Annotated in this window: 20 protein-coding genes; 5 read left to right on the top strand and 15 right to left on the bottom strand. The window is 64.5% G+C overall.

What is annotated here, in order from left to right:
* Nucleotides 1-13: 13 nt before the first annotated feature.
* The 8 genes from PAN31108_RS24290 to rpe form a co-directional block, all read right to left on the bottom strand.
* The gene (locus tag PAN31108_RS24290; protein ID WP_150671323.1) at nt 14-2,434 is read right to left on the bottom strand and encodes a DUF3141 domain-containing protein; all 2,421 of its coding nucleotides are present in this window, start codon (nt 2,432-2,434) and stop codon (nt 14-16) included.
* A gap of 200 nt (nt 2,435-2,634) precedes the next feature.
* Nucleotides 2,635-3,759 carry an ABC transporter permease gene (locus PAN31108_RS24285; RefSeq protein ID WP_150671348.1) on the bottom strand — a complete coding sequence of 375 codons (1,125 nt, stop codon included), beginning with the start codon at nt 3,757-3,759 and terminating at the stop codon, nt 2,635-2,637.
* A gap of 89 nt (nt 3,760-3,848) precedes the next feature.
* Nucleotides 3,849-6,629 (bottom strand): ribosome-associated ATPase/putative transporter RbbA, encoded by a 2,781-nt coding sequence (gene rbbA / locus PAN31108_RS24280; protein WP_150671322.1) that lies wholly within the window; start codon nt 6,627-6,629, stop codon nt 3,849-3,851.
* Nucleotides 6,630-6,639: 10 nt separating this feature from the next.
* A complete protein-coding gene (locus tag PAN31108_RS24275) occupies nt 6,640-7,713 on the bottom strand; it encodes an HlyD family secretion protein (RefSeq protein WP_150671321.1) in 1,074 nt (357 codons plus the stop codon).
* 19 nt (nt 7,714-7,732) lie between these two features.
* Entirely contained in the window at nt 7,733-9,295 is a 1,563-nt protein-coding gene (locus PAN31108_RS24270) for an efflux transporter outer membrane subunit (protein ID WP_150671320.1), read from the bottom strand.
* Nucleotides 9,296-9,595: 300 nt separating this feature from the next.
* The gene (gene trpE / locus PAN31108_RS24265) at nt 9,596-11,101 is read right to left on the bottom strand and encodes an anthranilate synthase component I (protein WP_150671319.1); all 1,506 of its coding nucleotides are present in this window, start codon (nt 11,099-11,101) and stop codon (nt 9,596-9,598) included.
* Nucleotides 11,102-11,489: 388 nt separating this feature from the next.
* Nucleotides 11,490-12,206, bottom strand: coding sequence for a phosphoglycolate phosphatase (locus PAN31108_RS24260; RefSeq protein WP_150671318.1), 717 nt, complete (start codon nt 12,204-12,206; stop codon nt 11,490-11,492).
* Complete coding sequence (gene rpe / locus PAN31108_RS24255) at nt 12,203-12,883, bottom strand: ribulose-phosphate 3-epimerase (protein ID WP_150671317.1); 681 nt, start codon at nt 12,881-12,883, stop codon at nt 12,203-12,205. Before rpe ends, PAN31108_RS24260 begins: the two co-directional genes overlap by 4 nt.
* A 347-nt stretch (nt 12,884-13,230) precedes the next feature.
* Between rpe and apaG the strand changes: the two genes are divergently transcribed.
* The gene (apaG, locus tag PAN31108_RS24250) at nt 13,231-13,605 is read left to right on the top strand and encodes a Co2+/Mg2+ efflux facilitator ApaG/CorD (RefSeq protein WP_150671316.1); all 375 of its coding nucleotides are present in this window, start codon (nt 13,231-13,233) and stop codon (nt 13,603-13,605) included.
* Between the two features lie 28 nt (nt 13,606-13,633).
* Here the strand turns inward: apaG and PAN31108_RS26545 are convergent, their stop codons facing one another.
* Nucleotides 13,634-13,870, bottom strand: coding sequence for a hypothetical protein (locus PAN31108_RS26545; protein WP_174995132.1), 237 nt, complete (start codon nt 13,868-13,870; stop codon nt 13,634-13,636).
* Here PAN31108_RS26545 and mltA point away from each other — a divergent pair.
* Nucleotides 13,869-15,011, top strand: coding sequence for a murein transglycosylase A (mltA, locus tag PAN31108_RS24245; RefSeq protein WP_370819726.1), 1,143 nt, complete (start codon nt 13,869-13,871; stop codon nt 15,009-15,011). The two genes, PAN31108_RS26545 and mltA, sit on opposite strands and share 2 nt — an antisense overlap.
* A 105-nt stretch (nt 15,012-15,116) precedes the next feature.
* Here the strand turns inward: mltA and PAN31108_RS24240 are convergent, their stop codons facing one another.
* Nucleotides 15,117-15,461, bottom strand: a complete 345-nt coding sequence (locus tag PAN31108_RS24240) for a hypothetical protein (RefSeq protein WP_150671315.1) — start codon at nt 15,459-15,461, stop codon at nt 15,117-15,119.
* Between the two features lie 41 nt (nt 15,462-15,502).
* On the opposite strand from PAN31108_RS24240, the gene PAN31108_RS24235 reads away from it, so the two are divergent.
* Nucleotides 15,503-16,303 (top strand): SDR family NAD(P)-dependent oxidoreductase, encoded by an 801-nt coding sequence (locus tag PAN31108_RS24235; protein WP_150671314.1) that lies wholly within the window; start codon nt 15,503-15,505, stop codon nt 16,301-16,303.
* Between the two features lie 105 nt (nt 16,304-16,408).
* Here the strand turns inward: PAN31108_RS24235 and paaK are convergent, their stop codons facing one another.
* The 5 genes from paaK to paaN form a co-directional block, all read right to left on the bottom strand.
* A complete protein-coding gene (gene paaK / locus PAN31108_RS24230; RefSeq protein ID WP_150671313.1) occupies nt 16,409-17,704 on the bottom strand; it encodes a phenylacetate--CoA ligase PaaK in 1,296 nt (431 codons plus the stop codon).
* A gap of 86 nt (nt 17,705-17,790) precedes the next feature.
* Nucleotides 17,791-18,249, bottom strand: a complete 459-nt coding sequence (paaI, locus tag PAN31108_RS24225) for a hydroxyphenylacetyl-CoA thioesterase PaaI (RefSeq protein WP_370819725.1) — start codon at nt 18,247-18,249, stop codon at nt 17,791-17,793.
* A gap of 183 nt (nt 18,250-18,432) precedes the next feature.
* Nucleotides 18,433-19,221: a 2-(1,2-epoxy-1,2-dihydrophenyl)acetyl-CoA isomerase PaaG gene (gene paaG / locus PAN31108_RS24220; RefSeq protein ID WP_150671312.1), complete on the bottom strand. Its 789-nt coding sequence runs from the start codon at nt 19,219-19,221 to the stop codon at nt 18,433-18,435.
* A gap of 28 nt (nt 19,222-19,249) precedes the next feature.
* Nucleotides 19,250-20,452: a 3-oxoadipyl-CoA thiolase gene (gene pcaF, locus PAN31108_RS24215; protein WP_150671311.1), complete on the bottom strand. Its 1,203-nt coding sequence runs from the start codon at nt 20,450-20,452 to the stop codon at nt 19,250-19,252.
* A gap of 187 nt (nt 20,453-20,639) precedes the next feature.
* A complete protein-coding gene (gene paaN, locus PAN31108_RS24210) occupies nt 20,640-22,334 on the bottom strand; it encodes a phenylacetic acid degradation protein PaaN (protein WP_150671310.1) in 1,695 nt (564 codons plus the stop codon).
* A 571-nt stretch (nt 22,335-22,905) separates the two neighbouring features.
* Between paaN and PAN31108_RS24205 the strand changes: the two genes are divergently transcribed.
* Nucleotides 22,906-23,682, top strand: coding sequence for an enoyl-CoA hydratase (locus PAN31108_RS24205; RefSeq protein WP_150671309.1), 777 nt, complete (start codon nt 22,906-22,908; stop codon nt 23,680-23,682).
* A gap of 83 nt (nt 23,683-23,765) precedes the next feature.
* Nucleotides 23,766-24,572, top strand: coding sequence for a basic amino acid ABC transporter substrate-binding protein (locus PAN31108_RS24200; protein ID WP_150671308.1), 807 nt, complete (start codon nt 23,766-23,768; stop codon nt 24,570-24,572).
* The last annotated feature ends 151 nt before the right edge of the window (nt 24,573-24,723 follow it).

The following is a 24,723-nucleotide window of genomic DNA, read 5'->3' as shown; positions in this document are numbered from 1 at the left end:
TTTCATCCCGCCTTCATCCCGCCTTCATCCCTTTCCCCGCTGCGACGCCTGCCCTTTTCGCCGCCGCTGCACGCTTGCGCGTCGGGGCGGCGGGTGTTTCGGGTGTTGCAGCCTTGCGGCTCGCGGCAGCACGTGTCGGGCGCGCACGCGGTTTCGCGCCGCCGCCGGCTTCGGCTTGCCGCTTCTGCGCCGCGTGTTCGAACACGCTGAGCACGCGTTCCAGGTCGTTTTGCTCGCCGTCCTGCAACGGCACGGCGAAGCTCAACTCTCTGACAGCCTTCGCCACCAGACGGATAGGCTCGGGCGACGCCTGGGCCAACATGTCGGGAATCGCCGCCATCGCGGCATCGGGCGCCATGCGCAGCAACCCGGCCTGACGCCGGATGATTTCGCGGAACCGCTCGATGGAAATCTCGGCGTCGCCGCGCGGCAGCGAGCGCGCGAGATTGAACTGACGCTCGTCCGCTTCGCCATGCAGGCGATGCACCCACAACAGCGCGCGAATCCCCGCTTCGAGCACGCCGCCCTCATGCAATTCGTGACGCCGGCGCGCCAGCGCCTCCTTCACGAACGCCACGTGCTCCGGCGACGTGCCCGGGTGCACGCGCACCGCCGCGCCGTCGCTGCCGTGCAGTCCCGCCAGCGCCTGCACCCACGGCTGACCGTAAATCAGCTCGAACGCCTTCTCATAACCGTCGTCGCGCACGTCGCGATAGAAATTCAGCGACTGTTCGATGGCCGTCGAGACGGCCGTCTCCAGCGCGAGGAACGGGTTGTCGGCAGACACCGGATGACGCGACGACCGCACGCGCTCCGCCTTTTGCGCGAACGGCACGGCGAACGGATTGCGATCCGACCACAGCTCGTAGCTCACGCGCAACGGATGGAGCAGACGCATCCAGTAGGCGGACGTCGGCGTCACTGCCGCGCGCACCCAGGGCTGCACGAGGCTGCGATACAGGCCGAGGTGAATGTCCGACAGATGGGCGACCGCCGCGAAACGCCGGTCGCTCTCGGTATCCGGCTGCACGATGGCGCGCACGTCCTCCACACTGCGTCGCTGAATCGACATCACGTAATCGCCGTCCGCCAGTTCACCGTGCAGCGTGTCGTCGGTCTTGTCGGCGATCTGCGCCTGATAGATCCCGGCGGGCAGCACGTCGATCAGATCGATGTTGTTGACGAACTTGCGATGTTCCTTACGGCCTGTGCTGCCCGAGACGAAGATGCCGAGGTGGCCGATGCTGTCGTGCGTGGCGTACACGATGGTCTGATCGTGACTGAGCACCTCGGCGTCGTCGCGGTACATGTCGGTGATGAAGCCGAGCGCCTGTGGTGGCGGCGTGATGTTGTCGCCGTACGAGCAGAACACGACGATGGGCGAGCGGATGTTGCGCAGGTCGAGGCGAATGCCGTCGCTCGTAATGAGCTCCGCGCTCGTGAGCCGGTTGCCCACGAAGAGGTTGTCGACGATGTACTGCATCTCCTGCGCATTCAGGAAAACATGTCCGCCCCAGTATTTCTCGAAACCGAGATAGCGCGGCGCCTCGGTGTCGACGTTGGCGTACAGGTGGTATTTCTTGCGCCACAACGTGTTCGCCGGATCGAGGTTTTCGAAGTTCTCGACCAGCCACGCGCCGTCGAACCGGCCGTCGCCGAGGTCGCTCGTGAGCGCCGTCAACCAACTGCCGCCGAGCAGTCCACCCGAGTAACGCATGGGGTTGCGCCCGCGCCAGCCTGCCCAATAGGACAGCGGCGCGCCGGCGACGATGATCGGTCCGAACAGCTCCGGACGCATCGCTGCCGTCATCAGGATCTGCCACCCGGCCTGACAGTTGCCGATGACGGCCGGTTTGCCTGCGCTTTCCGGGTGCAGCGAAATCACCTTCTCGAGAAAGGCCGCTTCCGCGCGCATGACGTCTTCCACCGTCTGTCCCGGCACCGGATCGGGCAGGAAGCCGACGAAATAGCAGGGATGTCCGGCACGCAGCGCCGCGCCGATTTCGCTGTCGGGCTTGAAGCCCCCGATGCCCGGGCCGTGTCCGGCGCGGGGGTCGACGACGACGAACGGCCGTGCGTTGGGCTGCGTCGGCGTGTCCTCGAGCGGCAGAATGCGCATCAGGCTGTAGTTGCAGGGGCGCTGCAGTTCGTGTCCGTCGAGGATCACTTCCGAGGCGAAGTCCAGCACGTTCGGCGCGGACTCGGCCAGATGCGCCTGATACTGATTGCCGCGCTGACGCATGACATCGGCGAACAGCACGCTGCGCTGCCACGCGTCGACGGCGTATTCGGCGGCGGCCGCCATCCATGGCAGGTTGGCCAGCCACGGATTGGCGGCGAGCCACGGTGCGTTGCCGGCGGGGGCGGCTGGCGTGGACGCGCTCGCGCGTCGGGAAGCGTTGCGTTCGAGTGCGGCGGACGATTTGGCAGGCATGGTAATGACCTCTCAGATCCGGCATGACAGCGTTGGCGAACGCCCGGCACGGCGTGACTGGCATGCCGGGCGCGAATGACGTGAATGACGTGAACGACGGAAATGTCGCAAGCGTCGTACGCGTTGCAAAACATCGCAGGCGCCGCACCAGGGGCGGCGTTTGGGCCGTAGACCGGCCAATCCACCGGGCGCGACAGACGCTACGCCATCGAACTGAGCGTGCGTCGAAAACGCCGCAGCGAAACGGCGAAGAACACCGCACCGATGGCGGCGAGCGCCACGAACTGCACCCACACGACGCCGATCCCGGCGCCACGAAACAGAATTGCCTGACCCAGTTCGACGAAGTGTGTCGTGGGCGCGGCGAGCATGACGTCCTGCACCAGCTTCGGCATGCTCTCGCGCGGCGTGTTCCCGCCCGAGAGCATTTGCAGCGGCAGTAGCACCAGAATCAGCAGCATGCCGAACTGCGGCATCGAGCGCGCGAGCGTCGCGAGGAAGATCCCCATCGAGGTGGTCGCAAACAAATGCAACGTCGCACCGAGCAGGAACAGCGCCACCGAGCCGCCGATCGGCACGTGCAGCGCGCCGCTCACGATCAGCCACAGCGACATGGCGGCCGCGATCAGCACCACCAGTCCCATCGACCAGACTTTCGCCAGCATGATCTCGGACGGTGTCACCGGCATGACGAGCAAGTGCTCGATGGTGCCGTGCTCTCGCTCGCGGATGAGCGCCGCGCCCGTGAGGATGATCGACAGCATGGTGATGTTGTTGATGATCTGCATGAGCGAGCCGAACCACGCGCGCTCCAGCGTCGGGTTGAAGCGCACACGCAGTGCGAGATCGACGGGAAGCTCGGCCGTTGCCCGGTATCGCTGGAGGAATTCGCGCACTTCCGCCGACACGATCTGCTGCACGTAGCCGCTGCCGGAGAACGCCTGACTCATGCGCGTGGCGTCCACGTTGAGCTGCACTTCGGCCGCGCGGCCGGCCAGTATGTCGCGCTGGAAGTTCGGCGGAATGTTCAGTGCGAAGGTGTACGCCCCTTCGTCCATTCCCCGGTCAACGGCGTCCGCCGTGATCATCTGCGGCATGCTGAATTGCGGCGGATAGAACGCCGAGACGATGCGTTGCGAGAGCGGCGAGGCGTCTTCGTCCACGATGGCGATGGGCGCCAGATGCAGCGTATCGGGTTGTGCGGTCGCGGCCGAGTACACCGAAGCCGTGAATGTGTAGATGATGAGTACGAGCATCATCGGGTCGCGCGCGAGGCTCCAAAGCTCCTTCACACCGAGCCGGTAGATGTTCGCGAGGTGGCGCAGCCACGGATGCCGGCGGTGCGGCGGCGCGGCGCTTGCGGGTGAGGTGGGCGCCGTCGGGGCAGAGGCGTTCGGTGTGCTCGGGCTGACCATCACTTGTCCTGTTTCTTGAGCAGCAGGATCGTGGTGCCCAGAATCACGGGCACGGCGACGAGCATCGGCCAGAAGGCGTTGCCGAGATCACCGAAGCCGAGCGCCTTGTTGAACACGCCCCGGCTGATGATCAGCATGTAAGTCGCCGGATAGATCTCGCCGATGAACCGGCCCGAGCCTTCCATCGACGGCACCGGCGTGATCATCCCGGAGAACTGGATCACCGGAATCATCGTGCCGATCATCGTGAAGAACAGGGCCGCGATCTGGCTGCGGGTAAAGGTGGACGCGAGCAGGCCGATGCCCGTGGCGACCACGTTGAAAATGAACACGGCGGTGATGAGCGTCAGAAAACTTCCCTTGATAGGCACGCCGAAGAGCGTCACGGCGATCAGCGCCATGAGCAGGAAGTTGAGCATGGCGAGCGCCACGTACGGAATCTGCTTGCCGATCAGGAATTCCGTGCGCGTGACCGGCGTGACGTACAGGTTCAGGATCGACCCCAACTCCTTCTCGCGCACGACCGACAGCGCGGTGAGCATGGCGGGCAGCATCAGCAGGAGCAGCGGGATCACGGCCGGCACCATGGAGGGCAGACTCTTCACGTCGGGGTTGTAGCGGTAGCGCGTCTCGATATCGAGCGACGCCGTGGGCTTCACGCCGAGCCGGCGCAACGACTGATCCGCAAGCCAGTTCTGATGCATGCCCTGCACGTAGCCTTGCACGGTTTCCGCGCGCATCGGCATCGCGCCGTCGATCCAGGCGCCGATCTGCACGGCCTTGCCACGTGCGACGTCGCGCGCGAAGCCCGGCGGAATCTCGATGGCCAGCGCCAGTTCGCCGGCGCGTAGCCGACGGTCCATGTCGTCGTAGTCGGTGATCGGCGCCTGCTCGATGAAATAGCGCGAGCCGGCGATGTTGAGCGCATAGTTCTGGCTCAGGGTCGTCTGGTCGCGATCGAGTACGGCGTAGCGCAGGTCTTCGACGTCCATGCTGATGCCGTAGCCCATCACGAGCATGAGCACGAGCGAGCCGACGAGTGCGAGCGTGGCGCGCACCGGGTCGCGCTGCAACTCCAGCGTCTCGCGCCAGAGGTAGCTGATCATGCGGCTCAGCGAGAAGCCCCTGTGCGTCGCATGGGCGGCCTCGACGGGCGGGGTGTCCGACTTGGGCGTCTCCGGGGCTTCGGGCGTGCCGCCACCCGCTTCCACGAGGTATTCGATGAACGCCTGCTCGAGCGTGTCTGCCCCTTTGTCCCGGGTGATCTTCGCGGGCGGATCGGAGACGAGTACGCGCCCGGCGTGCATCAGCGAGATGCGGTCGCAGCGGTCGGCCTCGTTCATGAAGTGCGTGGAGATGAAGATCGTCACGCGGTCGCGGCGCGAGAGTTCGACCAGCAGGCGCCAGAAGTTGTCGCGCGCCACCGGATCGACGCCCGATGTCGGCTCGTCGAGAATCAGCAACTCGGGCTTGTGGACCATCGCCACCGCCAGCGAGAGGCGCTGACGCATGCCGAGCGGAATGCTGTCGGGCAGGGCGTCGATGACCTCGGCAAGATCGAAACGCTGCACCATTTCCGCGACGCGGGCATCGACTTCCACTTCCGGCACATGGAACAGGCGCGCGTGCAACACGAGGTTCTGGTGCACCGTCAGTTCGGTGTAGAGCGAGAACGCCTGCGACATGTAGCCCACGCGGCGTCGGGTGTCGATGTCCTTCGGGTCGACTTCGTGACCGAACAGCCACGCCTGTCCCTCGCTTGCCTGAAGCAAGCCCGTGAGCATCTTCATCGTGGTGGACTTGCCGCAGCCGTTCGAGCCGAGGAAGCCGAAGATTTCGCCGCGACGAATGCGGAAATCCACGTGATCGACCGCGACGAAATCGCCGAAGCGCATTGTCAGCCCCTTGGCTTCGATGGCGATCTCCGTGTGTTCGTCGATATGCAACGGCGGGATCACGACCGGCTCGTAGCCACGCTTCTTTTCCTCCGGCAGCAGATCGATAAAGGCTGCTTCGAGGTTATCGCGATGCGTACGCGCGAGCAGTTCGGCCGGTGTGCCGGTGGCGAGCACCTTGCCGGCGTCCATGGCGACGAGCCAGTCGAAGCGCTGCGCTTCGTCCATATACGCCGTGGCGACGATCACGCTCATGGCCGGACGCTCGCGCCGGATGCGCGCGATCAGATCCCAGAATTGCGCGCGGGCGAGCGGGTCCACGCCGGTGGTCGGCTCGTCGAGAATCAGGAGGTCCGGATCGTGAATCAGCGCGCAGCACAGGCCGAGCTTCTGCTTCATGCCGCCCGAGAGCTTGCCGGCCGGGCGGTCCAGGAACGGATGCAGGCCGGTGCTGCGCGTGAGATCGTCGATGCGACGGCGACGCTCGGCGGCGTCGTGACCGAACAGTCGCGCGAAGAATTGCAGATTCTCCTCGACGGAGAGCGTGGGATAGAGGTTCTTGCCCAACCCTTGCGGCATGTAAGCGATGCGCGGGCAAACGAGGTCGCGGTGCGCCTTGCTCGCCATGTCGCCGCCCAGCGCTTCGACCACGCCCGTCTGCACCGCACGGGCACCGGCGATCAGCGAAAGCAGCGTCGATTTGCCGACACCGTCCGGCCCGATCAGCCCGACCATGCGGTTCGCCGGAATGTCGATCGCCACGTTGTCGAGCGCCACTGTCTTGCGACCGTACGTCAGTGTGACGTCGACCACATGAACGACAGGCGGCACGCCATGCCCGGGGGGCGGGGCACGGTGATCGGGAGGGGCCGGAGTCGCCGTCATGATGCGCGGCTCACTGCGGGAGCTTCGTCTGCAACTGGGCCGGCCATTCGGCCTTGCTGTCGGTCTTCACCCACGCCACGCCGGGCAGACCGGTCTTCACGAGCTTCAGATGCTGTTGCAGCAATTCCGGCGCGATCTGTGCGCGCACGCGGAACATCAGCTTCTGACGCTCGCTCTCCGTCTCCACGGTCTTCGGCGTGAACTGCGCGGTGCTGGAGACGAACGAGATGCTCGCCGGGATGACGAACTGCGGCGCGGCGTCGAGCACGATGCGGGCCTCGGCGCCCATGGCGAGGCGTCCCGCAACGGCTTCGGGCAGGAAGAACGTCATGTACACGTCCGACAGGTCGACGAGGTTGAGCACCTTGCCACCGGCTGCCAGCACTTCGCCCGGTTGCGCGACGCGATACTGCACTCGGCCGTCGCGCGGGGCTTTCAGTTCGCTGTCGGCGATGTCGGCTTCGATACGCGCGATGGTCGCCTGTGCGGCTTCGACCGTCGACTTCGAGCCGGTGACTTGCGCGTTCGCCGCTTCCACGGCCGACTGGGCCGCCGCGACCTGCGCGCGGGCGGCGGTGACGGCGGCCCGTGTGCTGCGCACGCGGGCGCGGTCGTCGTCCAGTTCCTGCACCGACGAGGCGCCTTCCTTCGAGAGCGTTTCCGAGCGTGACAGACGCCGCTGGGCGGCGTCGAGTTCGGCTTCGCGCGCGGCGACGTTTGCCTCGGCAGTCGCCTTGTCCGACAGCCGCGCGGCGGCCTGCGCCTGAATTGCGGCGACGTTGGTCACGGCCTGCTGATATTGGGCCCGCGCTTCGTCGCGTTGTGCCGTTAGGGTGTCGATCTGCATCTTGGCGAGCACCTGACCGGCCTTCACGAAGTCGCCTTCGCGCACGTAGATGGCGTCGACACGTCCGGCCATCTTGGTCGCGATATCGACTTCGGTCGCCTCGATACGCCCGTTGCCGCTGGCGAAACCGTCGCCGGGGCCGGTGTTGCTGTACGTCTTCCATGCGTACCAACCCAGCCCGATCACCGCGAGCACGATCAGGGCCGGCACGAGTTGCTTCGCTTTAGGGAGCGTCATGTTCGTTGACCTTTTGAATTTATTGGACGGTCTGGGCCGAGGCGGGAGATGCCGGCGGCGTCGGTTCGACGACGCGTGGCGTGCGCGCGAACGGGCCGGCCGGCGCGTCGGCGGCGGGCATGAGGCGGCTGCCGCCGCCCAGCGCCGTGTAAAGCGCCACGCGTGCGGACAGCAATGCGCGGCGCGTCTGGACCGTTTGTTGTTCGATGGCGAGGAGGTCGCGCTGCGCGTCGAGCACCTCGAGGAAAGCGGCCGCACCGTGGTCGTACCGCAGTTTCGCAAGGCGTGCGCGCTCGGCTTGTGCGTCTTGCGTCGCTTGCAGAATCGTGACCTGATCGGCCAGCCAGCGGCGTGCGCTCAGGGCGTCCGCGACATCGCGAAATGCGCTCTGAATCGTTTTCTCGTAGTTCGCGACCGACTCGATACGACGCGCCTCGGCCAGGTCGAGGTTGTTCACGAGACGTCCGCCCTGAAAGATCGGAATACTGATGCTCGGGGTGAACGTCCACGCGGCGCTGCCTGCCTTGAACAGACCATCGAGCGCGCTGCTCGCGGTGCCGACGGAGCCTGTCAGCGTGATCTGCGGGAAGAACGCCGCACGCGCCGCGCCGATGTTCGCGTGCGCCGCGCGCAGTTGATACTCGGCCGCGATGATGTCGGGGCGGTCTTCCAGCAGCGACGATGGCAGGCCGGGGTCGAGATCGCGCATCAGGCTCGCATCGTCGGCCATGCGGTCGAGCGCCTGCGGGGAGGTGTCGATGGGCACGCCCACGAGCACCTGCAAGGCGTGGGCCTGGGTGGCGCGCTGTTGTTCGAGTTGCGTGACGAGCGCGCGTGCCTGTTGCCAGAGCGTGGTGACTTCGGTGAGGTCGAGTTTGGATGTCGAGCCGACTTGCTCGCGTCGCGTGAAAATCCGTAGCGACTCGGCGCGGCTGTCGACGGTCTGTTGCGCCAACGCAATGCGCTCGTCGTATTCGCGCAGGCTCAGCCATGTTTGCGCGACTTGCGAGATCAGGCTCAGTTCGAGTGCGCGGCGAGATGCATCGGACGCCAGATAATCGTCGAGTGCGGCATCCTTCAGATTGCGGATGCGCCCCCAGAAGTCGAGTTCCCAGGTGGACAGGCCGAGCCCCACCTGATACTGGCTGCTGATGTAGGGGTTGCCGGTGAGGCTCAGATCGCCCGGCAGACGCTGCCGTGTTCCGCTCGCCCCGACACCCACCGCAGGAAACAGATCGGCGCGCTGAATGCCATACACCGCTCGCGACTGTTCTACGCGGGCCAGGGCAACGCGCAGATCGCGGTTATTGGCGAGCGCGGTTTCGATAAGGCTGCGTAGTTGCGGATCGGCGAAATACTCGCGCCAATCGAGCGCGGAAGCCGGTTGCGCGGCAGCGGTGGCCGGTAACGTGCTCACATCCGGTGACCACACGTTGGCCACGGGGGCGGCAGGGCGCTCGTAAGACGGCGCCATCGATATGCAGCCGCCAAGTCCGGTCACGACCAGCACAGCCGCTATGGTTGTGATGGGCCGAATCGGTGTTAGAGGTATCGCAAGGATATTCGCGATACCGGAACGCATACGTGGATTGCATGGTTTCGCCATAGAAGCTTCGACCTCCCGACGGACACCTAACTATATCTTGAGTGACGTCAATCGGCGTATACCGGAGTGGTCGAAAAAAGCGAACGGTTGTGCTAAATCAACAAAGGCCCCGAATCGACTGGTGCATCGATTCGAGGCCTTTCGCGATGTGGCACGACGGCATGCCTTAGCGGGGAGGGCGTAGCGTTCCAAGCTGCAACATGCATTACATTGGTGCGGCGGCGCGTCGGTCGTCGGTGAGGCGACAGACGCGCCTTGCGGATCGGTACTCGGCGATCAATACTCGGCGTCGAGTCCGTCCTGTACCTGCTCGGCGGCGCGCAGCACGGCGCGGGCCTTGTTTTCCGTCTCTTGCCATTCGGATTCGGGCACGGAGTCGGCAACGATGCCGGCAGCGGCCTGAACGTAGAGGTTGCCGTCTTTGACGACACCGGTGCGAATCGCGATGGCCACGTCCATTTCACCGCCGAACGACAGATAACCGACTGCGCCGCCGTACAGGCCGCGCTTGACCGGTTCGAGCTGGTCGATGAGTTCCATGGCGCGGACCTTCGGTGCGCCGGTGAGCGTGCCGGCCGGGAAGGTGGCGCGCAGCACGTCGATGTTCGACAGGCCGGGTTGCAGACGTCCTTCGACCGAACTTACGATGTGTTGCACGTGCGAGTACTTCTCGATGACCATCTTGTCGGTGACTTCGACGGTGCCGGTCTGCGCGATGCGACCCACGTCGTTGCGCGCCAGATCGATCAGCATCACGTGTTCGGCGATTTCCTTCGGATCGCCAAGCAATTCCTTCGCCAGCTCCGCATCGCGCTCCGGGGTAGCGCCTCGCGGACGCGTGCCTGCCAGCGGGCGAATCGTCACGATTTCCTGCTCGCCGTCCGGCGTCTGACGACGTTCCTGCCGCACGAGGATCTCGGGCGACGCCCCCACGACCTGAAAATCGCCGAAGTTGTAGAAGTACATGTACGGCGACGGATTGAGCGAGCGCAGCGCCCGGTAGAGCGAGAGTGGGGCGTCGCGATACGGCTTGATGAGACGCTGGCCGACTTGCACCTGCATCAGTTCGCCGGCCGCAATGGCTTCCTTGGCTTTCGCGACGGCAGCCAGATAGTCCGGCTTGGCGAATTCGCGGAAGGTCTCGGTGCGCACGCTGCCGGAGGTGACGGGCGCGTCCACCGGCGCCTTCAGGCGGGCACGCAGTTCACGCAGGCGCAGGCGTGCCTTCGAATAGGCTTCCGGCTGCGTGGGGTCGGCGTAGATGATGAGATAGAGCTTGCCGGTCAGGTTGTCGATCACGGCGAGTTCTTCCGTGAGCAGCAACTGGATGTCCGGCAGGTGCAGATCGTCGCGCGGCGTGGTGTGCGCGAGCTTCTTCTCGATGTAGCGCACGGCGTCGTAACCGAAGTAGCCGGCGAGGCCGCCGCAAAAGCGCGGCATGCCCGGGCGCAGTGCGACTTTGAAGCGAGCCTGAAACTGGGTGATGAATTCGAGCGGATCGCCCTCGTGGGTCTCGACGACCGTGCCGTCGCGCACGACTTCGGTCTTCGGGCCGAAACTGCGCAGCAGCGTGTGCGCGGACAGGCCGATGAACGAGTAGCGGCCGAAGCGTTCGCCGCCGACCACGGATTCGAGCAGGAAGGTGTTGGCCCCGCGGCGGTCGCCCAGCGCCAGCTTCAGATAGAGCGAGAGCGGGGTATCGAGATCGGCAAAGGCTTCTGCGATCAGCGGAATGCGGTTAAAGCCTTGATTGGCCAGCGATTTGAATTCGAGTTCGGTCATGTTGCACTCTGCCTGCAAGTGGGTTGCCGGCGGGCGGTCCCGCAGAATCGGCGTGGATTGGCGTTGAGAATACCTGAGTCATGTCGGGGGTGGATGTGCTGACCCACGTCTGGCCGCCACGAGCGCGCGCGCCCGAAGGCGACGGCGACGATGCGTCTCGACGAATCCGCGCGCCGCGGTGGCGGCACGCCGATAGATGACTTCTTGGGAACAACAACGATGCAAGAAACGGGTTGCTGAAGACGAACTTCAGCGGTCCCGGCCACCCCTTTGGGAAGGGTTCAGCAGGACCAGCGTCGCCAGGGCCAGGCCCCCCGGTCGATCACGCTAAGACTCCGTTTCTTGTTCAGGAACATTGCGCTTGAATGCAGTGTGGAAGACGGCGAATTCAACTCGCCAGAGCGGACGTCGCCTTGGGCAGAATCGCCCGGGCAGCGCCCAGAATTGAGCCGACTATACCATCCGTGTCGATCGTTTGTATAGATTCGCCATGGTTGTAGCCGTACGGCACCGTGAGCGACCGGCAGCCTGCGGCGCGTGCGGCCTGCGCGTCGTTACCCGAATCGCCGATGAGGACGGCTAGCGCCGGCGTCACGCCGAACGCTTCGCAGGCTTTGACGAGCGGCATCGGGTCCGGCTTGCGTTTGGGCCATGAGTCGCCGCCGTACACGAGGTCGAACCGATCCGTGAGGCCGTAGTGTTCGAGCAATGCCACCGCGAAGCGATGCTGCTTGTTGGTGATGCAAGCGAGCGGCAGGCCCGCTTCGCGCAAGGCCGCCAGCCCCTCGCGGACTTCCGGGTAGAGCACCGTGTTCTCGCCGTTGATCGACGTGTAGACGGCTTCATACCTGGCCTGTGCGCGCGCGAACAGGGCGTCGATTTCACCCTCGGGGAAGCGCTCGGCCAGCGTCTTGCGCACCAGATTGGCAGTGCCTTTGCCCACGAACGTCATCAGGCGCTCGACCGGCACCGGCTCGGCGCCGAGGTCGGCCAGCATGGCGTTGAGCGCCACGCCGAAGTCGCCTGCCGTGTCGACGAGCGTGCCGTCGAGGTCGATCAGTACGGCGCGAATGCCGTCGAGCCGGAGGTGGGGATTCTGGATCATGCGACGCTCGCGAGTTGGGCGCGCATCTGATCGATGACCGCCTTGTAGTCGGGTTTGCCGAAGATGGCCGAACCGGCCACGAACGTGTCGGCGCCGGCTGCGGCGATTTCCGCGATGTTGTCGACCTTCACGCCGCCGTCGATTTCCAGACGGATCTCACGGCCGGTCTCGGCGGTGTAGGCGTCGATACGGGCGCGCACGGCGCGCAGCTTGTTGAGGGCTTCCGAAATGAACGATTGGCCGCCGAAGCCCGGGTTGACCGACATGATCAGCACCATGTCGAGGCGATCCATCACGTGATCGAGGTAATGCAGCGGGGTGCCCGGGTTGAAGACGAGGCCGGCCTTGCAGCCGCTGTCACGAATCAGGCCCAGCGTACGGTCCACGTGTTCCGAGGCTTCCGGGTGGAAGGTGATGAGGTTCGCGCCGGCCTTGGCGAAGTCCGGCACGATCCGATCGACCGGACGCACCATCAGGTGCACGTCGATGGGCACGTCCACATGCGGGCGGATCGCCTCGCAGACCATCGGGCCGATCGTCAGGTTGGGAACGTAATGATTGTCCATCACGTCGAAGTGAATCCAGTCGGCGCCTGCCGCCACGACGTTACGGACTTCTTCGCCCAGCCGGGCAAAGTCGGCGGACAGGATACTGGGGGCGATACAGAATTGCGTCATGGCGGGGCAGGGGGGAAGGCGTCAAAAGCGTTATTTTAAAGCTTTCACATGACACCTGCCCGCAGTGTGTCGGATTGCCGCGACGGGAAACCTTTCGGCAATCCCGCGCGTCGGGCCGCCGCAGGTGTCGGGGCGGGGGGCCTTACGGTCGCGATTGCCGGGGTGTTTGCCGGTTGCGACCCGCCGCAACTTGCCGCAGAATGCCTTGCAAAACGGGACAACGCTTGTGTTTAACGCCTGTCACCATGCCGGAGCGCGCCGTCGTCCCGTCAGCATCGGACGAAAAGCCAACCCATTATCAGACCAGAACGACATCAGAGAGCCAGCATGCGCAACAGGAACATCCGATGAGCCAGTACGAATTTACCGTGACCGTGCGCCCGCAGTACCTGCCGGAACAGTCGGAGCCGGACCGGCGGCAGTTTGCTTTCGCCTACACGATCACGATCCGCAATAGTGGCGAGGTGCCGGCGCAGTTGATTTCGCGTCACTGGGTGATTACCGACGGCGACAACAAGGTGCAGGAAGTGAACGGGCTGGGTGTCGTCGGTCATCAACCGTTCCTTCAGCCCGGCGAGCAGTTCGAGTACACGAGCTGGGCGATGGTCGGCACGCCTGTCGGCACCATGCGCGGCGAGTATTTTTGCGTGGCGGAAGACGGCACGCGTTTCGAAGTGCCGATTGCCGAGTTCGCGCTCACCATGCCGCGCACGCTGCATTGAGCCGGGGCATGCGCGCAACGCCGGAACGTCAGCGCCGGTCGTCCGACCAGTCTTCCCGTTTGAGCGGATCGTCGGACGGTGTGCCGGAGGGGTCGATCGGATCGACGGTATCGCTCGGCATCGGGCGGATTGCGCGCGTTTGGCGGACACGGCGCCTTGGCGACGGCTTGCGTCGCAGAATGACGATAGCGGCGACGATCACGATCGCCAGCAACACCTCCGGCAAGACCAGCAACGCCGGATATTCATCGAACAGATTACTCATGACGCTCTTCCTGAATGTGTTCGGGCGGTGGCGAGCCGGCCGGGGCCTGGCGCTCGCCGCGTTTGCCGTATTGCTCTATGGTTGTTCGAGTGTGCCTCCGTCGACCCCGCCGCGTCCAGGTGTTCCGCCTTCGAATGTGGCAACCCCCCCGTCGGGCACGGGGCGCATGCAGGCCGTCTCGTGGGCCGACGTTGACGGCTGGCAGGACGACTCCCTGATCGGCGCACGTCTGGCGCTTGCGCAAACCTGCGTGAAGCTGGGCCGTCAGACCAAGTGGCAGCCCGCCTGTCGCGCGTCGGAACAGCTCGACGACCTCGATGCCGCCTCCGTTCGTCAGTTCTTCGAACAGTACTTTACGCCGTTCCGTATCGCGAACTCCGACGGCACGCAGACCGGCCTCATCACCGGTTACTACGAACCGCTGCTGCATGGCTCGCGCGTGCGAAGCGGGGTCTACCAGACGCCGCTCTACAAATGGCCCGCCGGCCGCAACGCCGGCTCGTTGCCGGCGCGCGCCGAACTGATGCGCAGCGGCATGCTGCGCGGCTACGAACTGGTCTATGTGGACGACCCCATCGAGGCGTTTTTCCTTCAAGTGCAGGGCTCGGGACAGGTGTTGCTCGACGACGGCACCGTCATGCGGGTGGGCTACGCGGGCAACAACGATCAGCCGTACAAGTCGATTGGCCGCTGGCTGATCGACCGCGGTGAGATCACGGCGGCACAGGCGACGATGCAAGGCATTCGTGCGTGGGCAAGGGCCAACCCGTCTCGCGTCGATGCGCTGCTCGACGTGAACCCGCGTTTCGTTTTCTTCCGCGAGATGCCGAATCACGGCGTGGGCGGCATCGAAGGACCTATCGGCGCATTGGGCGTGCCGCTCACAGCGGAGCGCTCGATTGCCGTGGATCCGACCTCGATTCCGTTGGGCAGCCCGGTGTTCCTGTCGACGACGCGTCCGCCTTTCGGACCCCAGGCCAATGCGCCGATCAACCGTCTGATGTTCGCGCAGGACACTGGCAGTGCGATCAAGGGCGGCGTGCGGGCCGACTTCTTCTGGGGGTTGGGCGACGACGCCGGCGATCTTGCCGGACGCATGCGCCAGAGCGGCCGGATGTGGGTGTTTTTGCCTAACCAGTAAGCGTCGGCGACGCTCCGACGCCTGATTCCTGATGAAAAGCGCGGCCGCAGTGTCCCTCTGCGGCCGCGCTTTTTTTTGCGCGCCACGTGCGCACGGCAAGTTGCCTCAAGGTTGCATTGCGCGCAACTTCACGTGAATTTTTTTGTTTCGTCTGTCGACATCGATGTGTGCGTCGCGGCCGATGCGTTGAGGTTTAGTCACGACCCGCCGGGCCAGAGCGGCGATGTCTTGGATGGGGGGGGCCATCCCGAAGCGCGGCAGCGCATGAAGCTTGACGCGCTTTCCTGTGCTTTTGCGGCAACAGGTTCGCATCGCCGTTACCCGGGCGTCGGGAAAAAAACAACAATTCAACATTGGCCGCAGCAAGCGCGGCGCAGAGCGGGATCCGGGACGAGGGATGACGTCTGGCCAGCCTGGCTTGAACTGTCGCTCGCCCTTGCCCGATTTCATTCCGTCGTCCGCGCCTCCGCGCCTCCTCGAAGCTTCGTCAAATGTCAGAACAAAATCTCCCCGAAGTGTCCCGTCACGAGGCTCATGCCCTCGCGGTGTCTCCCCCCTCGCTATCGGGCAAGACGGCGTTCATCACCGGCGGCGGCCGAGGTATCGGTGCGTCCATCGCCCGGCGTTTCGCGCGCGAGGGCGCAGCGGTGTGCATTACTTACGTGACGTCTTCGCAAGAGGCGGCATCGCTGGTCGCCGACATCGAACGAGAGGGTGGCCAGGCGCTCGCGTTGCAGGCGGAAGGCGCCGATATGCCGGCGATCCAAAGCGCGATTCGCCTCGCAGCGCAGCACTTCGGCAAGATCGACATTCTGGTGAATAACGCCGGCATATTGCACGTCGACACCATCGACAATTTCCCGATCGAAACGATGCAACGCATGCTCGCCGTCAATGTGGCCGGCGTGTTCGTCGCGATCCAGGAATCGCTGCGCTTCATGCCTGACGGCGGGCGCGTGATCAATATCGGCAGTATTACCAGCGACTACGTGCCGATTGCCGGTGCGAGCGTGTATGCCACGACCAAGGGGGCTGTGGCGAGCATGACACGCGCATTGGCGCGAGACCTCGGCAAGCGCGGCATTACCGTCAACAACATTCAGCCCGGCCGAATCGACACCGACATGAATCCCGCAGACGGTCCGATGGCCGGGCGGCTCAGCGCATCCATTGCGCTCGGGCACTATGGCGAGGTGGAGGATGTCGCGTCGCTGGCCGCGTTTCTCGCGGGACCCGAGGCCAAGTTCATCACCGGTGCGAACATGAAGGTCGACGGCGGTACGAGCCTCTGACATCGGCGACGTTGCGCCGGCAGGCGGGTATGGAGGGCGCGATCCGGCCGAACGGCAAAGAAAAAGCCCGCGAATTCGCGGGCTTTTTTACGACGTCGGTCTCGCTCAGCGCGGACGCTTGTCCACGACGCGACGCGCTTTGCCGACCGAGCGCTCGATGCCGCCGACCGGTTTCACGCGTACCGCGCACGACACGCCGATGAGTGTCTTGATATCGCGCTTGAGTTCGCTGCCGGCCGATTGCAGCGCGGCGGCGTCGTCGCACCCGACGGCGGCTTCGACGTCCACCGCCATCGTGTCCATCGGGCCCTCCTTGTCCAGAATGATCTGGTAGTGCGGGGAGAGCACCGGCTGACGCAGCAGCAGTTCTTCGATCTGCGACGGGAAGACGTTCACGCCGCGAATGATCATCATGTCGTCCGAGCGGCCGGTGATCTTCTCCATGCGACGCATCGTGCGTGCGGTGCCTGGCAGCAAACGCGTGAGGTCTCGCGTGCGATAGCGGATGATCGGCAGCGCTTCCTTCGTGAGCGAGGTGAACACCAGTTCGCCGAATTCGCCGTCGGGCAGCACTTCGCCGGTCTCCGGATCGATGATTTCGGGGTAAAAGTGATCTTCCCAGATGGTCGGGCCGTCCTTTGTCTCGGCGCATTCGCACGCCACGCCCGGCCCCATCACTTCCGACAGACCGTAGATATCGACGGCATCGATGCCCATGCGCTTCTCGATGGCCGTACGCATGTCGTTCGTCCACGGTTCGGCGCCGAAGATGCCGATGCGCAGCGACGATTCGGCGGCCACGACGCCCTGGCGCTCAAGCTCGTCGGCAATCGCGAGCATATAGCTCGGCGTCACCATGATGATGTCCGGCTTGAAGTCCTGAATCAGCTGGACCTGCTTTTCCGTCTGACCGCCGCCGAAAGGAATGACCGTGAGGCCCGCGCGCTCCGCACCGTAATGCGCGCCGAGCCCGCCCGTGAACAGACCGTAACCGTAGCTGACGTGCACCTTGTCGCCGCGGCGCGCACCTGAGGCGCGAATCGAGCGGGCGACCAGATCGGCCCACGTGCTGATGTCGTTGGCGGTATAGCCCACGACCGTCGGCTTGCCGGTCGTGCCCGAGGACGCATGCACGCGCGAGACCTGTTCCATCGGTACCGCGAACATGCCGAAGGGATAACTGTCGCGCAGATCCTGCTTCGTCGTGAACGGGAACCGGGCCAGGTCGGCCAGCGAGGTCAGATCGTCCGGATGGACGCCGGCCTCTTCGAACTTCCGGCGATACACCGGCGAATTCTCATAGGCATGCCGCAACGTCGTCTTCAGACGGTCGAGCTGAAGGGCGCGCAATTCGTCGAGGCTCGCTTTCTCGATCGGCTCGAGCGGCAGGGCGGTGGTCATGACTGTCTCCTTGGGGCTTGCTGCTTACGCTTGTTACGTTTCTGTCTCGCATGTCCGTGCCCGGACGCGCGTATTGCCGGGTCACGTCAGACGACCGTGCCCTTGATCTGTGCGGATTTGCCGCGGAACATCGCCACGACTTCACCGGCATTGTTCGTCAAACGGATGTCGTAGATGCCGTGGCGTCCCGAGCGCACCTGCTCCTGCGCCTCTGCGGTGAGCGTGTCGCCGCCCGAGACGGGTTTGAGGAACTCGATGCTGCACCCTGCGGCCACGGTGACGACGTTGTAGCTGTTGCAGGCAAACGCAAAGGTCGAATCCGCCAGCGTGAACATCAGGCCGCCGTGACAGATGGCGTGACCGTTGAGGAATTCGTCGCGGATGCGCATGGTCATGCGGGCATAACCGGGGCGCACTTCCTGCAACTCCATGCCCAGCCATTGACTCGCGCGGTCCGTGCTGTACATGGCCGCGCCCGTGGCATGGGCGAGTTCTTCCGGTGTCATCTCGCTGACGGCCTTGGCGGCGGTGGAGGTCTGGCTCATCGGGGGCTCCTCGTTGTCTCTCGTCTTGTTATGTTGTGCGTCTCTCGCGCAGCGCGTGGTTTTGGCATCTGATGTGCGTCGTCGCTGCGTTGTCTTGCTTTTCCCTGGTCCTGCTGTCGTGTACGTCCTTTGTGCCGCTTTAGCTGCTTGTACTGCTTGCACTGCTTGCACTGCTTGTGCCGATCAGCGGCCTTCGAACTTCGGCGCCCGCTTTTCGAAAAACGCGTTCACGCCTTCCGCGTAGTCGTAGGACGCGCCCAGCGAGCGTTGTCCGTCGCGCTCGAGGTCGAGCTGCTGATCGAGCGTGTTGGTCGTCGACGCGTAAAGCGCATGCTTGATGGTCGCGAGCGCCTTCGTCGGCTGCGTGGCCAGTTGCGCGGCGAGCTTTTGGGCTTCGGGCAGCAGGGCGTCGTCGTCGACACAGCGCCAGATCAGGCCCCACTGCTGCGCTTGCTCGGCCGACAGTTTGTCGCCGAGCATCGCCAGGCCCATCGCGCGGGCCATGCCGATGCGTTGCGGCAGGAACCACGTGCCGCCGGTGTCGGGCACGAGGCCGATCTTCACAAATGCCTGAATGAAGTTGACGCACGCCCCTGCGAGCACGATGTCGCAGGCGAGCGCCAGATTCGCGCCCGCGCCGGCGGCGATGCCGTTCACGGCAGCGATCACCGGCATCGGCAGGGCGCGCAGCTTTCGGACGAGCGGATTGAAGTTCTCGTCGATCAGTGCGCCGAGATCGGTGGACGCGCCCGGGGTAAAGTCGAGGTCCGCCAGGTCCTGACCGGCGCAGAAGCCGCGTCCGGCCCCGGTGAGCACAATGGCGCGGGCACCTTGCGCCTGCGCGGTATCGAGGGCGTCACGCAGTTCCGCATGCATCTGCCGTGTGAAGCTGTTGAGCTTCTCGGGACGGTTGAGCGTGATCGTCGCGACGTTATCCTGGTGCGTGAGTTGAACCGTGGCGGTGGTCGTCATGGCGGGGTTTCCTCTGGGGGACGTGAGATCAGACGCGTTCGATGGCGATGGCGATGCCCTGACCCACGCCGATACACATCGTGCACAGCGCGAAGCGGCCGCCCGTACGGTGCAACTGATACATCGCCGTGGTCACCAGACGCGCGCCCGACGCGCCCAGCGGGTGGCCCAACGCAATCGCGCCACCATTCGGATTCACGCGGGCGTCGTCGTCGGCGAGGCCGAGTTGACGCAGCACCGCCAGCCCCTGGCTGGCGAACGCCTCGTTCAGTTCGATCACGTCGAACTGGTCGAGCGTCATGTTCAGTTGCTTGAGGAGCTTGACCGTGGCCGGCGCCGGGCCGATGCCCATGATGCGCGGCGCGACACCTGCGGTCGCCATGCCGAGCACGCGCGCGCGCGGCGTGAGGCCATGCAGCCGGGCGGCGCTTTCGCTCGCGAGCAGCAGGGCGCACGCGCCGTCGTTCACGCCCGAGGCGTTGCCGGCGGTGACGGTGCCGTCCGTGCGCACCACGCCCTTGAGCTTGCCGAGTGCCTCCATGCTCGTGGCGCGCGGGTGTTCGTCATGTTCCACGACGACCGGATCTCCCTTCTTCTGGGCGATGGACACGGGCGTGATTTCCTGGGCGAGCGTGCCGTCGGCTTGTGCGCGTGCGGCCTTCTCCTGACTGCGCAGCGCGAAGCGGTCCTGGTCTTCGCGGTTGATCTTGAAGTCGTCGGCCACGTTCTCGGCCGTCTCCGGCATCGAGTCCACACCGTATTGGGCTTTCATCAGCGGGTTGATGAAGCGCCAGCCGATGGTCGTATCGAAGATCGCGGCCTGTCGCGAGAACGCGCTGTCGGCCTTGCCCATCACGAACGGTGCGCGCGTCATCGACTCCACGCCGCCGGCGATCATCAGACCCGCTTCGCCGGCCTTGATGGCGCGCGCGGCGGTGCCGATGGCGTCCATGCCCGAACCGCACAGGCGGTTGAGGGTGGCGCCCGGCACGTCGATCGGCAACTCGGCGAGCAGCGACGCCATGCGGGCCACGTTGCGGTTGTCTTCACCTGCCTGATTGGCGCAACCGTAGATGACATCGTCGATCAGCGTCCAGTCGACGTTCGGGTTGCGCGCCATCAGCGCCTTGAGGGGAACGGCCCCGAGGTTGTCGGCGCGAACGTCTTTCAGTGCACCGCCGTAACGGCCGATGGGCGTGCGGATCGCGTCGCAGATGAAGGCTTCGGTCATGGTGTTTCGTTTTCCTGTCTTGGCGTTGGGGCGGGAAGGCCGGTCGCGTGGCCGGGCGGCACGATGGCCGCAGCGTGATGATGCGAAGCGACCGGCGACGGCGAGTGACTATAGTAGTGACTTACCGTCGCGCTGGCGTGAGGGGTTTCCCGTCCTCTCTATCTGGATGTTGGATCTGACGTCGGACTCAGGCGGCGCCCGCTTCGGACTTGGCCGGCACGTGATGACGGCTTTGCACTACGCGGAAACGGTTCGCGACGAATGCGGCGTCGGCCAGACTGGCGTTCGCGGCCGGGTTGCCGCCCGTGCCGTGGTAGTCCGAGTACGCCGCCGACTGATTCACGAACACGCCGCCCGTCAGGTTCAGCGACAGCGCGACACGGCCTTCGACGGCGGCGTCGAGCGCTTGTGCTTCGCCTTGTGCGGACGTCGTGTAGGCCGACAGCGTGAGGGCGCCATGCTCGGCGGCGGTACGTCCGGCCAGTGCGAACGCTTGCGCGCTGCTGTCGACGGCGATCACGAACGTGATCGGGCCGAACCATTCGCGGGTATACGTGGCTTTGTCGGCGACATCCAGGGCAACGATCAGCGGCGTACGCACGCGAGCCTCGGCGAACGCCGGGTGCTGAAGCGTCTGGCTGTCGAGTACGACGCGGCCGACCTTGCGCGCTTCGTCGATCCGGGCGAGTACGCCTTCGTTCTGAATCGCGCCGAGCAGTTCGACGGCCTTGGCCGGGTCGCTGCATGTCTTTTGCACACTGCCTACGATGGCCGCAACGACTTCGTCGAACGACACGTCGCCGTCCGGCGTCCGAATGCCGTCACGCGGAATGTAGATGTTCTGGGGCGCCGTACACATCTGGCCGGAATACAGCGCGAGCGAGAAGCCGATGTTGCGGGCCATGCCCTTGAGATCGTCCGTCGAGTCGATCACGATCTGGTTCACACCGGCTTTCTCCGTGTAGACCTGCGCCTGACGGGCGTTGGTCTCGAGCCAGTCGCCGTTGGCGGTGCTGCCGGTGAAGTCGATCACGCGCACTTCGCCACGGGTCGCCAGTTGCTGAACGATGGCGCCGTCGTTCGGATCGGTGGCGGCGAGCGTGACGACGTCCGGATCGAAACCGGCTTCCTTCAGCACTTCACGGGCGATCTTCACGGTAATGGCGAGCGGCAGGATCGCACCCGGATGCGGCTTGACGATGACAGCGTTGCCGGTCGCAAGGCTGGCGAACAGGCCGGGGTAGCCGTTCCACGTTGGGAACGTGCAGCAACCGAGCACCAGCGCCACGCCGCGCGGCACCACGGTGTAACGCTTTTCCATCGCCAGCGGCGGGTTCTTGCCTTGCGGCTTTTCCCAGTAGGCGTTTGCGGGGATGCGGCGCAGTTCGTCCCACGCATAGGCGACGGCTTCGAGGCCGCGATCCTGGGCGTGCGGGCCACCTGCCTGGAAGGCCATCATGAATGCCTGCCCCGTCGTGTGCATCACGGCGTTGGCCATCTCGAAGCTGCGCGCGTTCAGACGCTTGAGGATTTCGAGCGAGACGCCGACCCAGGCGTCAGGGGTCGCGGCGCGCCACGACTTGTGGGCGTCGCTCACGCGGGCGAGCAGGGCGTCGATTTCGAAACCGGGGTACGTCGTGCCGAGCGCGAAGCCGAACGGCGACGCCTCCTGGCCGACGTTGCCCGTGCTGCCGCGCTGTTCCAGCGGGAAAGCGGCGTTCAGATACTGTTGGAAAGCGGCTTCGCCGTCGGCGGCAGCCGTCTCGCCATAAGCACGGGGGCTCGGCATTTCCGTGAACGGGCTCCAGTAACCACGCGTGGCGATGGCCTGAAGGGCGCGCTCGAGAGTCTCTTGGTGCTTGGCGAAGAGGGGATGAGTCATGGTCGTGGATCTGTCCGTATCGGGATGCGGCTGGCGGATTCGCTGTCTGTGCCTGCGGGCAAGTTCGTGGCTCGCGCGGCAAGACGCAGGAGACGGCACCGGTTCGTCTCAATCAGGTTTTGTCGACATTAATTGACCGACCGGTTGGTTTGTTAATATAGCACCAAATCTTCCGGGCGTGGCGCACGACGACGCCGGGTTTTCCCGGACGGATGAACTGGCTTGAGAACGGACTTGAGATTGGCGGCCGGTCTGGCCGATTGGAGGGTCCCTCTATATAAGAATATTCAGCGTGGTGTTGCCGTGTCGACGCGCGCTACGGTGGTCGATCTGCGTGGCGGAACGGAAGGTGCGTGCCCTGGGGATCGATGGCATCATGCCTAACCACTACAGTCGACGCCCGGCGAGCCGTCTACCCTGGCTGCCGTGTGCGCCGCCGCGCCGTTGCGAACCGATGGCGTGTCCATCGCCTTAACCGTTTCCGGCGCTCGTCCGGGCACGATGCTGTCGTGCCGGGAGGTGCGCCTGCCCCCGAACCACAAGACGAGACTTTGACTGGAGGAGTAAAAGGATGACGTACGAGAACATTCTGGTGGAGACGCGCGGCCGCGTCGGTCTGATCACGCTGAATCGTCCGAAAGCGCTCAATGCGCTGAACGACGCGCTGATGGACGAACTGGGCGCAGCGCTCACCGCATTCGATGCGGACGAAGCCATCGGTTGCATGGTGATCACCGGGAGCGAGAAGGCGTTCGCGGCGGGCGCAGACATCGGCATGATGTCGAAGTACACCTTTGCCGACGTTTTCAAGGGCGACTACATCACGCGTAACTGGGAGACGGTGCGCCGCATCCGCAAGCCGGTGATCGCGGCTGTGTCGGGTTTTGCCCTTGGGGGCGGATGCGAACTGGCGATGATGTGCGACTTCATCATCGCGGCCGACAACGCGAAGTTCGGTCAGCCGGAGATCAAACTCGGTGTGATTCCGGGGGCGGGCGGCACGCAGCGCCTGACGCGCGCAGTGTCGAAAGCCAAGGCGATGGATATGTGCCTGACGGCGCGCTTCATGGATGCCACCGAAGCCGAGCGCGCAGGCCTGGTGTCGCGCATCGTGCCGTTCGAGAAACTGCTCGACGAAGCGATCGGCGCGGCTAACACCATCTGCGAATTCTCGTTGCCGGTTGTCATGGCCGCGAAGGAGTCCGTCAACCGCGCTTTCGAATCGACGCTCGACGAGGGCGTGCAATTCGAGCGCCGCATGTTCCATTCGCTGTTCGCTTTGGAAGATCAGAAGGAAGGCATGGCGGCGTTCGTCGAGAAGCGCAAGCCGGTTTTCAAACATCGTTGATCTGTTGGAAAAAACCGGGACGGCCTGCTGCGAGGAGGCCGTCCTATGATAGTCTGCCGGTTTTTTACGCAAGGGACGAAACGATGTCGATGAAACGACGTGCATTTGCGCTGGCCTTGGTGATGGCCTCCGGGCTGCTGTTAAGTGCCTGCGGGAAAAAGGAAGAATCGGCTGCGGGCCGGTCTGTGGGGCCTGATGGCTCGCAACCTGTGTACGTCGTCGGGTCGGACGCCGCCTATGCGCCGTTCGAATACGAAACCGATAATCGTCAGATCGCCGGCTTCGATATCGACGTGATGAAAGCGGTCGCCGATAAGGCGGGCATCTCCATCCGTTTCATCAATACGCCGTTCGAGGGCATTTTCAATTCGCTCGTGCAGGGCGATCGCGACATCCTCATCTCGGCGATCACGATTACGGACGAGCGCAGCAAGCAGATGGATTTCTCGACGCCGTACTTCGAAGCGTCGCAGCTGATCGCCGTGCCGGCGAATTCCACGGTGCAGAAGTTTGACGACCTCAAGTCGATGAAGGTGGGCGTACAGACGGCGACGACCGGCGATGAAGTCGTGCAGAAGCTGATGGGCAAGAACAATCCGTCGGTCAAGCGCTTCGAAGGCACGCCGCTCGCGATGAAGGAGCTTGAGGCGGGGGGGGTAGATGCGGTGGTCGCAGATAACGGTGTCGTGGTGAATTTCATTGCGAATAATCCGAATGCCAAGCTTCGCACGGTCGCCGACAGCAACTTCCCGAAGGAGTATTACGGCATCGCTGTGCGTAAGGGTGACGCCGAACTGCTGGCCAAGATCAACAAGGGCATCGACGCGGTGAAGGCGGACGGCACCTATGACGCGATCTACGAGCGTTACTTCGGCAAGAAGAAGTCCTGATGCCAGGCACGACACGGCGCCGGCAGGTGCCGTGTGAAATGAAAAAGCCCCGTCGCGACGGGGCTTTTTCATAGCTTTTCAAATTATTTTCACAAAGCGCTTGCCAAGGTTCGGGGTTTTCACTAATATCTCGTCTCTCGCAACGACAGCG

The sequence above is a fragment of the Pandoraea anhela genome (assembly GCF_902459655.1).
GTDB lineage: Bacteria > Pseudomonadota > Gammaproteobacteria > Burkholderiales > Burkholderiaceae > Pandoraea > Pandoraea anhela.
The sequence above is the reverse complement of the archived record's forward strand: the minus strand, read 5'-3'. Positions and strand labels throughout refer to the sequence as shown.

Bases quoted from the DNA above. Each gene is read 5' to 3' on its own strand.
- PAN31108_RS24290 (WP_150671323.1), bottom strand. From the start codon at position 2,434: ATGCCTGCCAAATCGTCCGCCGCACTCGAACGCAACGCTTCCCGACGC.
- rbbA (WP_150671322.1), bottom strand. From the start codon at position 6,629: ATGACGGCGACTCCGGCCCCTCCCGATCACCGTGCCCCGCCCCCCGGG.
- PAN31108_RS24275 (WP_150671321.1), bottom strand. From the start codon at position 7,713: ATGACGCTCCCTAAAGCGAAGCAACTCGTGCCGGCCCTGATCGTGCTC.
- PAN31108_RS24270 (WP_150671320.1), bottom strand. From the start codon at position 9,295: ATGCGTTCCGGTATCGCGAATATCCTTGCGATACCTCTAACACCGATT.
- trpE (WP_150671319.1), bottom strand. From the start codon at position 11,101: ATGACCGAACTCGAATTCAAATCGCTGGCCAATCAAGGCTTTAACCGC.
- PAN31108_RS24260 (WP_150671318.1), bottom strand. From the start codon at position 12,206: ATGATCCAGAATCCCCACCTCCGGCTCGACGGCATTCGCGCCGTACTG.
- rpe (WP_150671317.1), bottom strand. From the start codon at position 12,883: ATGACGCAATTCTGTATCGCCCCCAGTATCCTGTCCGCCGACTTTGCC.
- apaG (WP_150671316.1), top strand. From the start codon at position 13,231: ATGAGCCAGTACGAATTTACCGTGACCGTGCGCCCGCAGTACCTGCCG.
- mltA (WP_370819726.1), top strand. From the start codon at position 13,869: ATGACGCTCTTCCTGAATGTGTTCGGGCGGTGGCGAGCCGGCCGGGGC.
- PAN31108_RS26545 (WP_174995132.1), bottom strand. From the start codon at position 13,870: ATGAGTAATCTGTTCGATGAATATCCGGCGTTGCTGGTCTTGCCGGAG.
- PAN31108_RS24240 (WP_150671315.1), bottom strand. From the start codon at position 15,461: ATGAAATCGGGCAAGGGCGAGCGACAGTTCAAGCCAGGCTGGCCAGAC.
- PAN31108_RS24235 (WP_150671314.1), top strand. From the start codon at position 15,503: ATGTCAGAACAAAATCTCCCCGAAGTGTCCCGTCACGAGGCTCATGCC.
- paaK (WP_150671313.1), bottom strand. From the start codon at position 17,704: ATGACCACCGCCCTGCCGCTCGAGCCGATCGAGAAAGCGAGCCTCGAC.
- paaI (WP_370819725.1), bottom strand. From the start codon at position 18,249: ATGAGCCAGACCTCCACCGCCGCCAAGGCCGTCAGCGAGATGACACCG.
- paaG (WP_150671312.1), bottom strand. From the start codon at position 19,221: ATGACGACCACCGCCACGGTTCAACTCACGCACCAGGATAACGTCGCG.
- pcaF (WP_150671311.1), bottom strand. From the start codon at position 20,452: ATGACCGAAGCCTTCATCTGCGACGCGATCCGCACGCCCATCGGCCGT.
- paaN (WP_150671310.1), bottom strand. From the start codon at position 22,334: ATGACTCATCCCCTCTTCGCCAAGCACCAAGAGACTCTCGAGCGCGCC.
- PAN31108_RS24205 (WP_150671309.1), top strand. From the start codon at position 22,906: ATGACGTACGAGAACATTCTGGTGGAGACGCGCGGCCGCGTCGGTCTG.
- PAN31108_RS24200 (WP_150671308.1), top strand. From the start codon at position 23,766: ATGTCGATGAAACGACGTGCATTTGCGCTGGCCTTGGTGATGGCCTCC.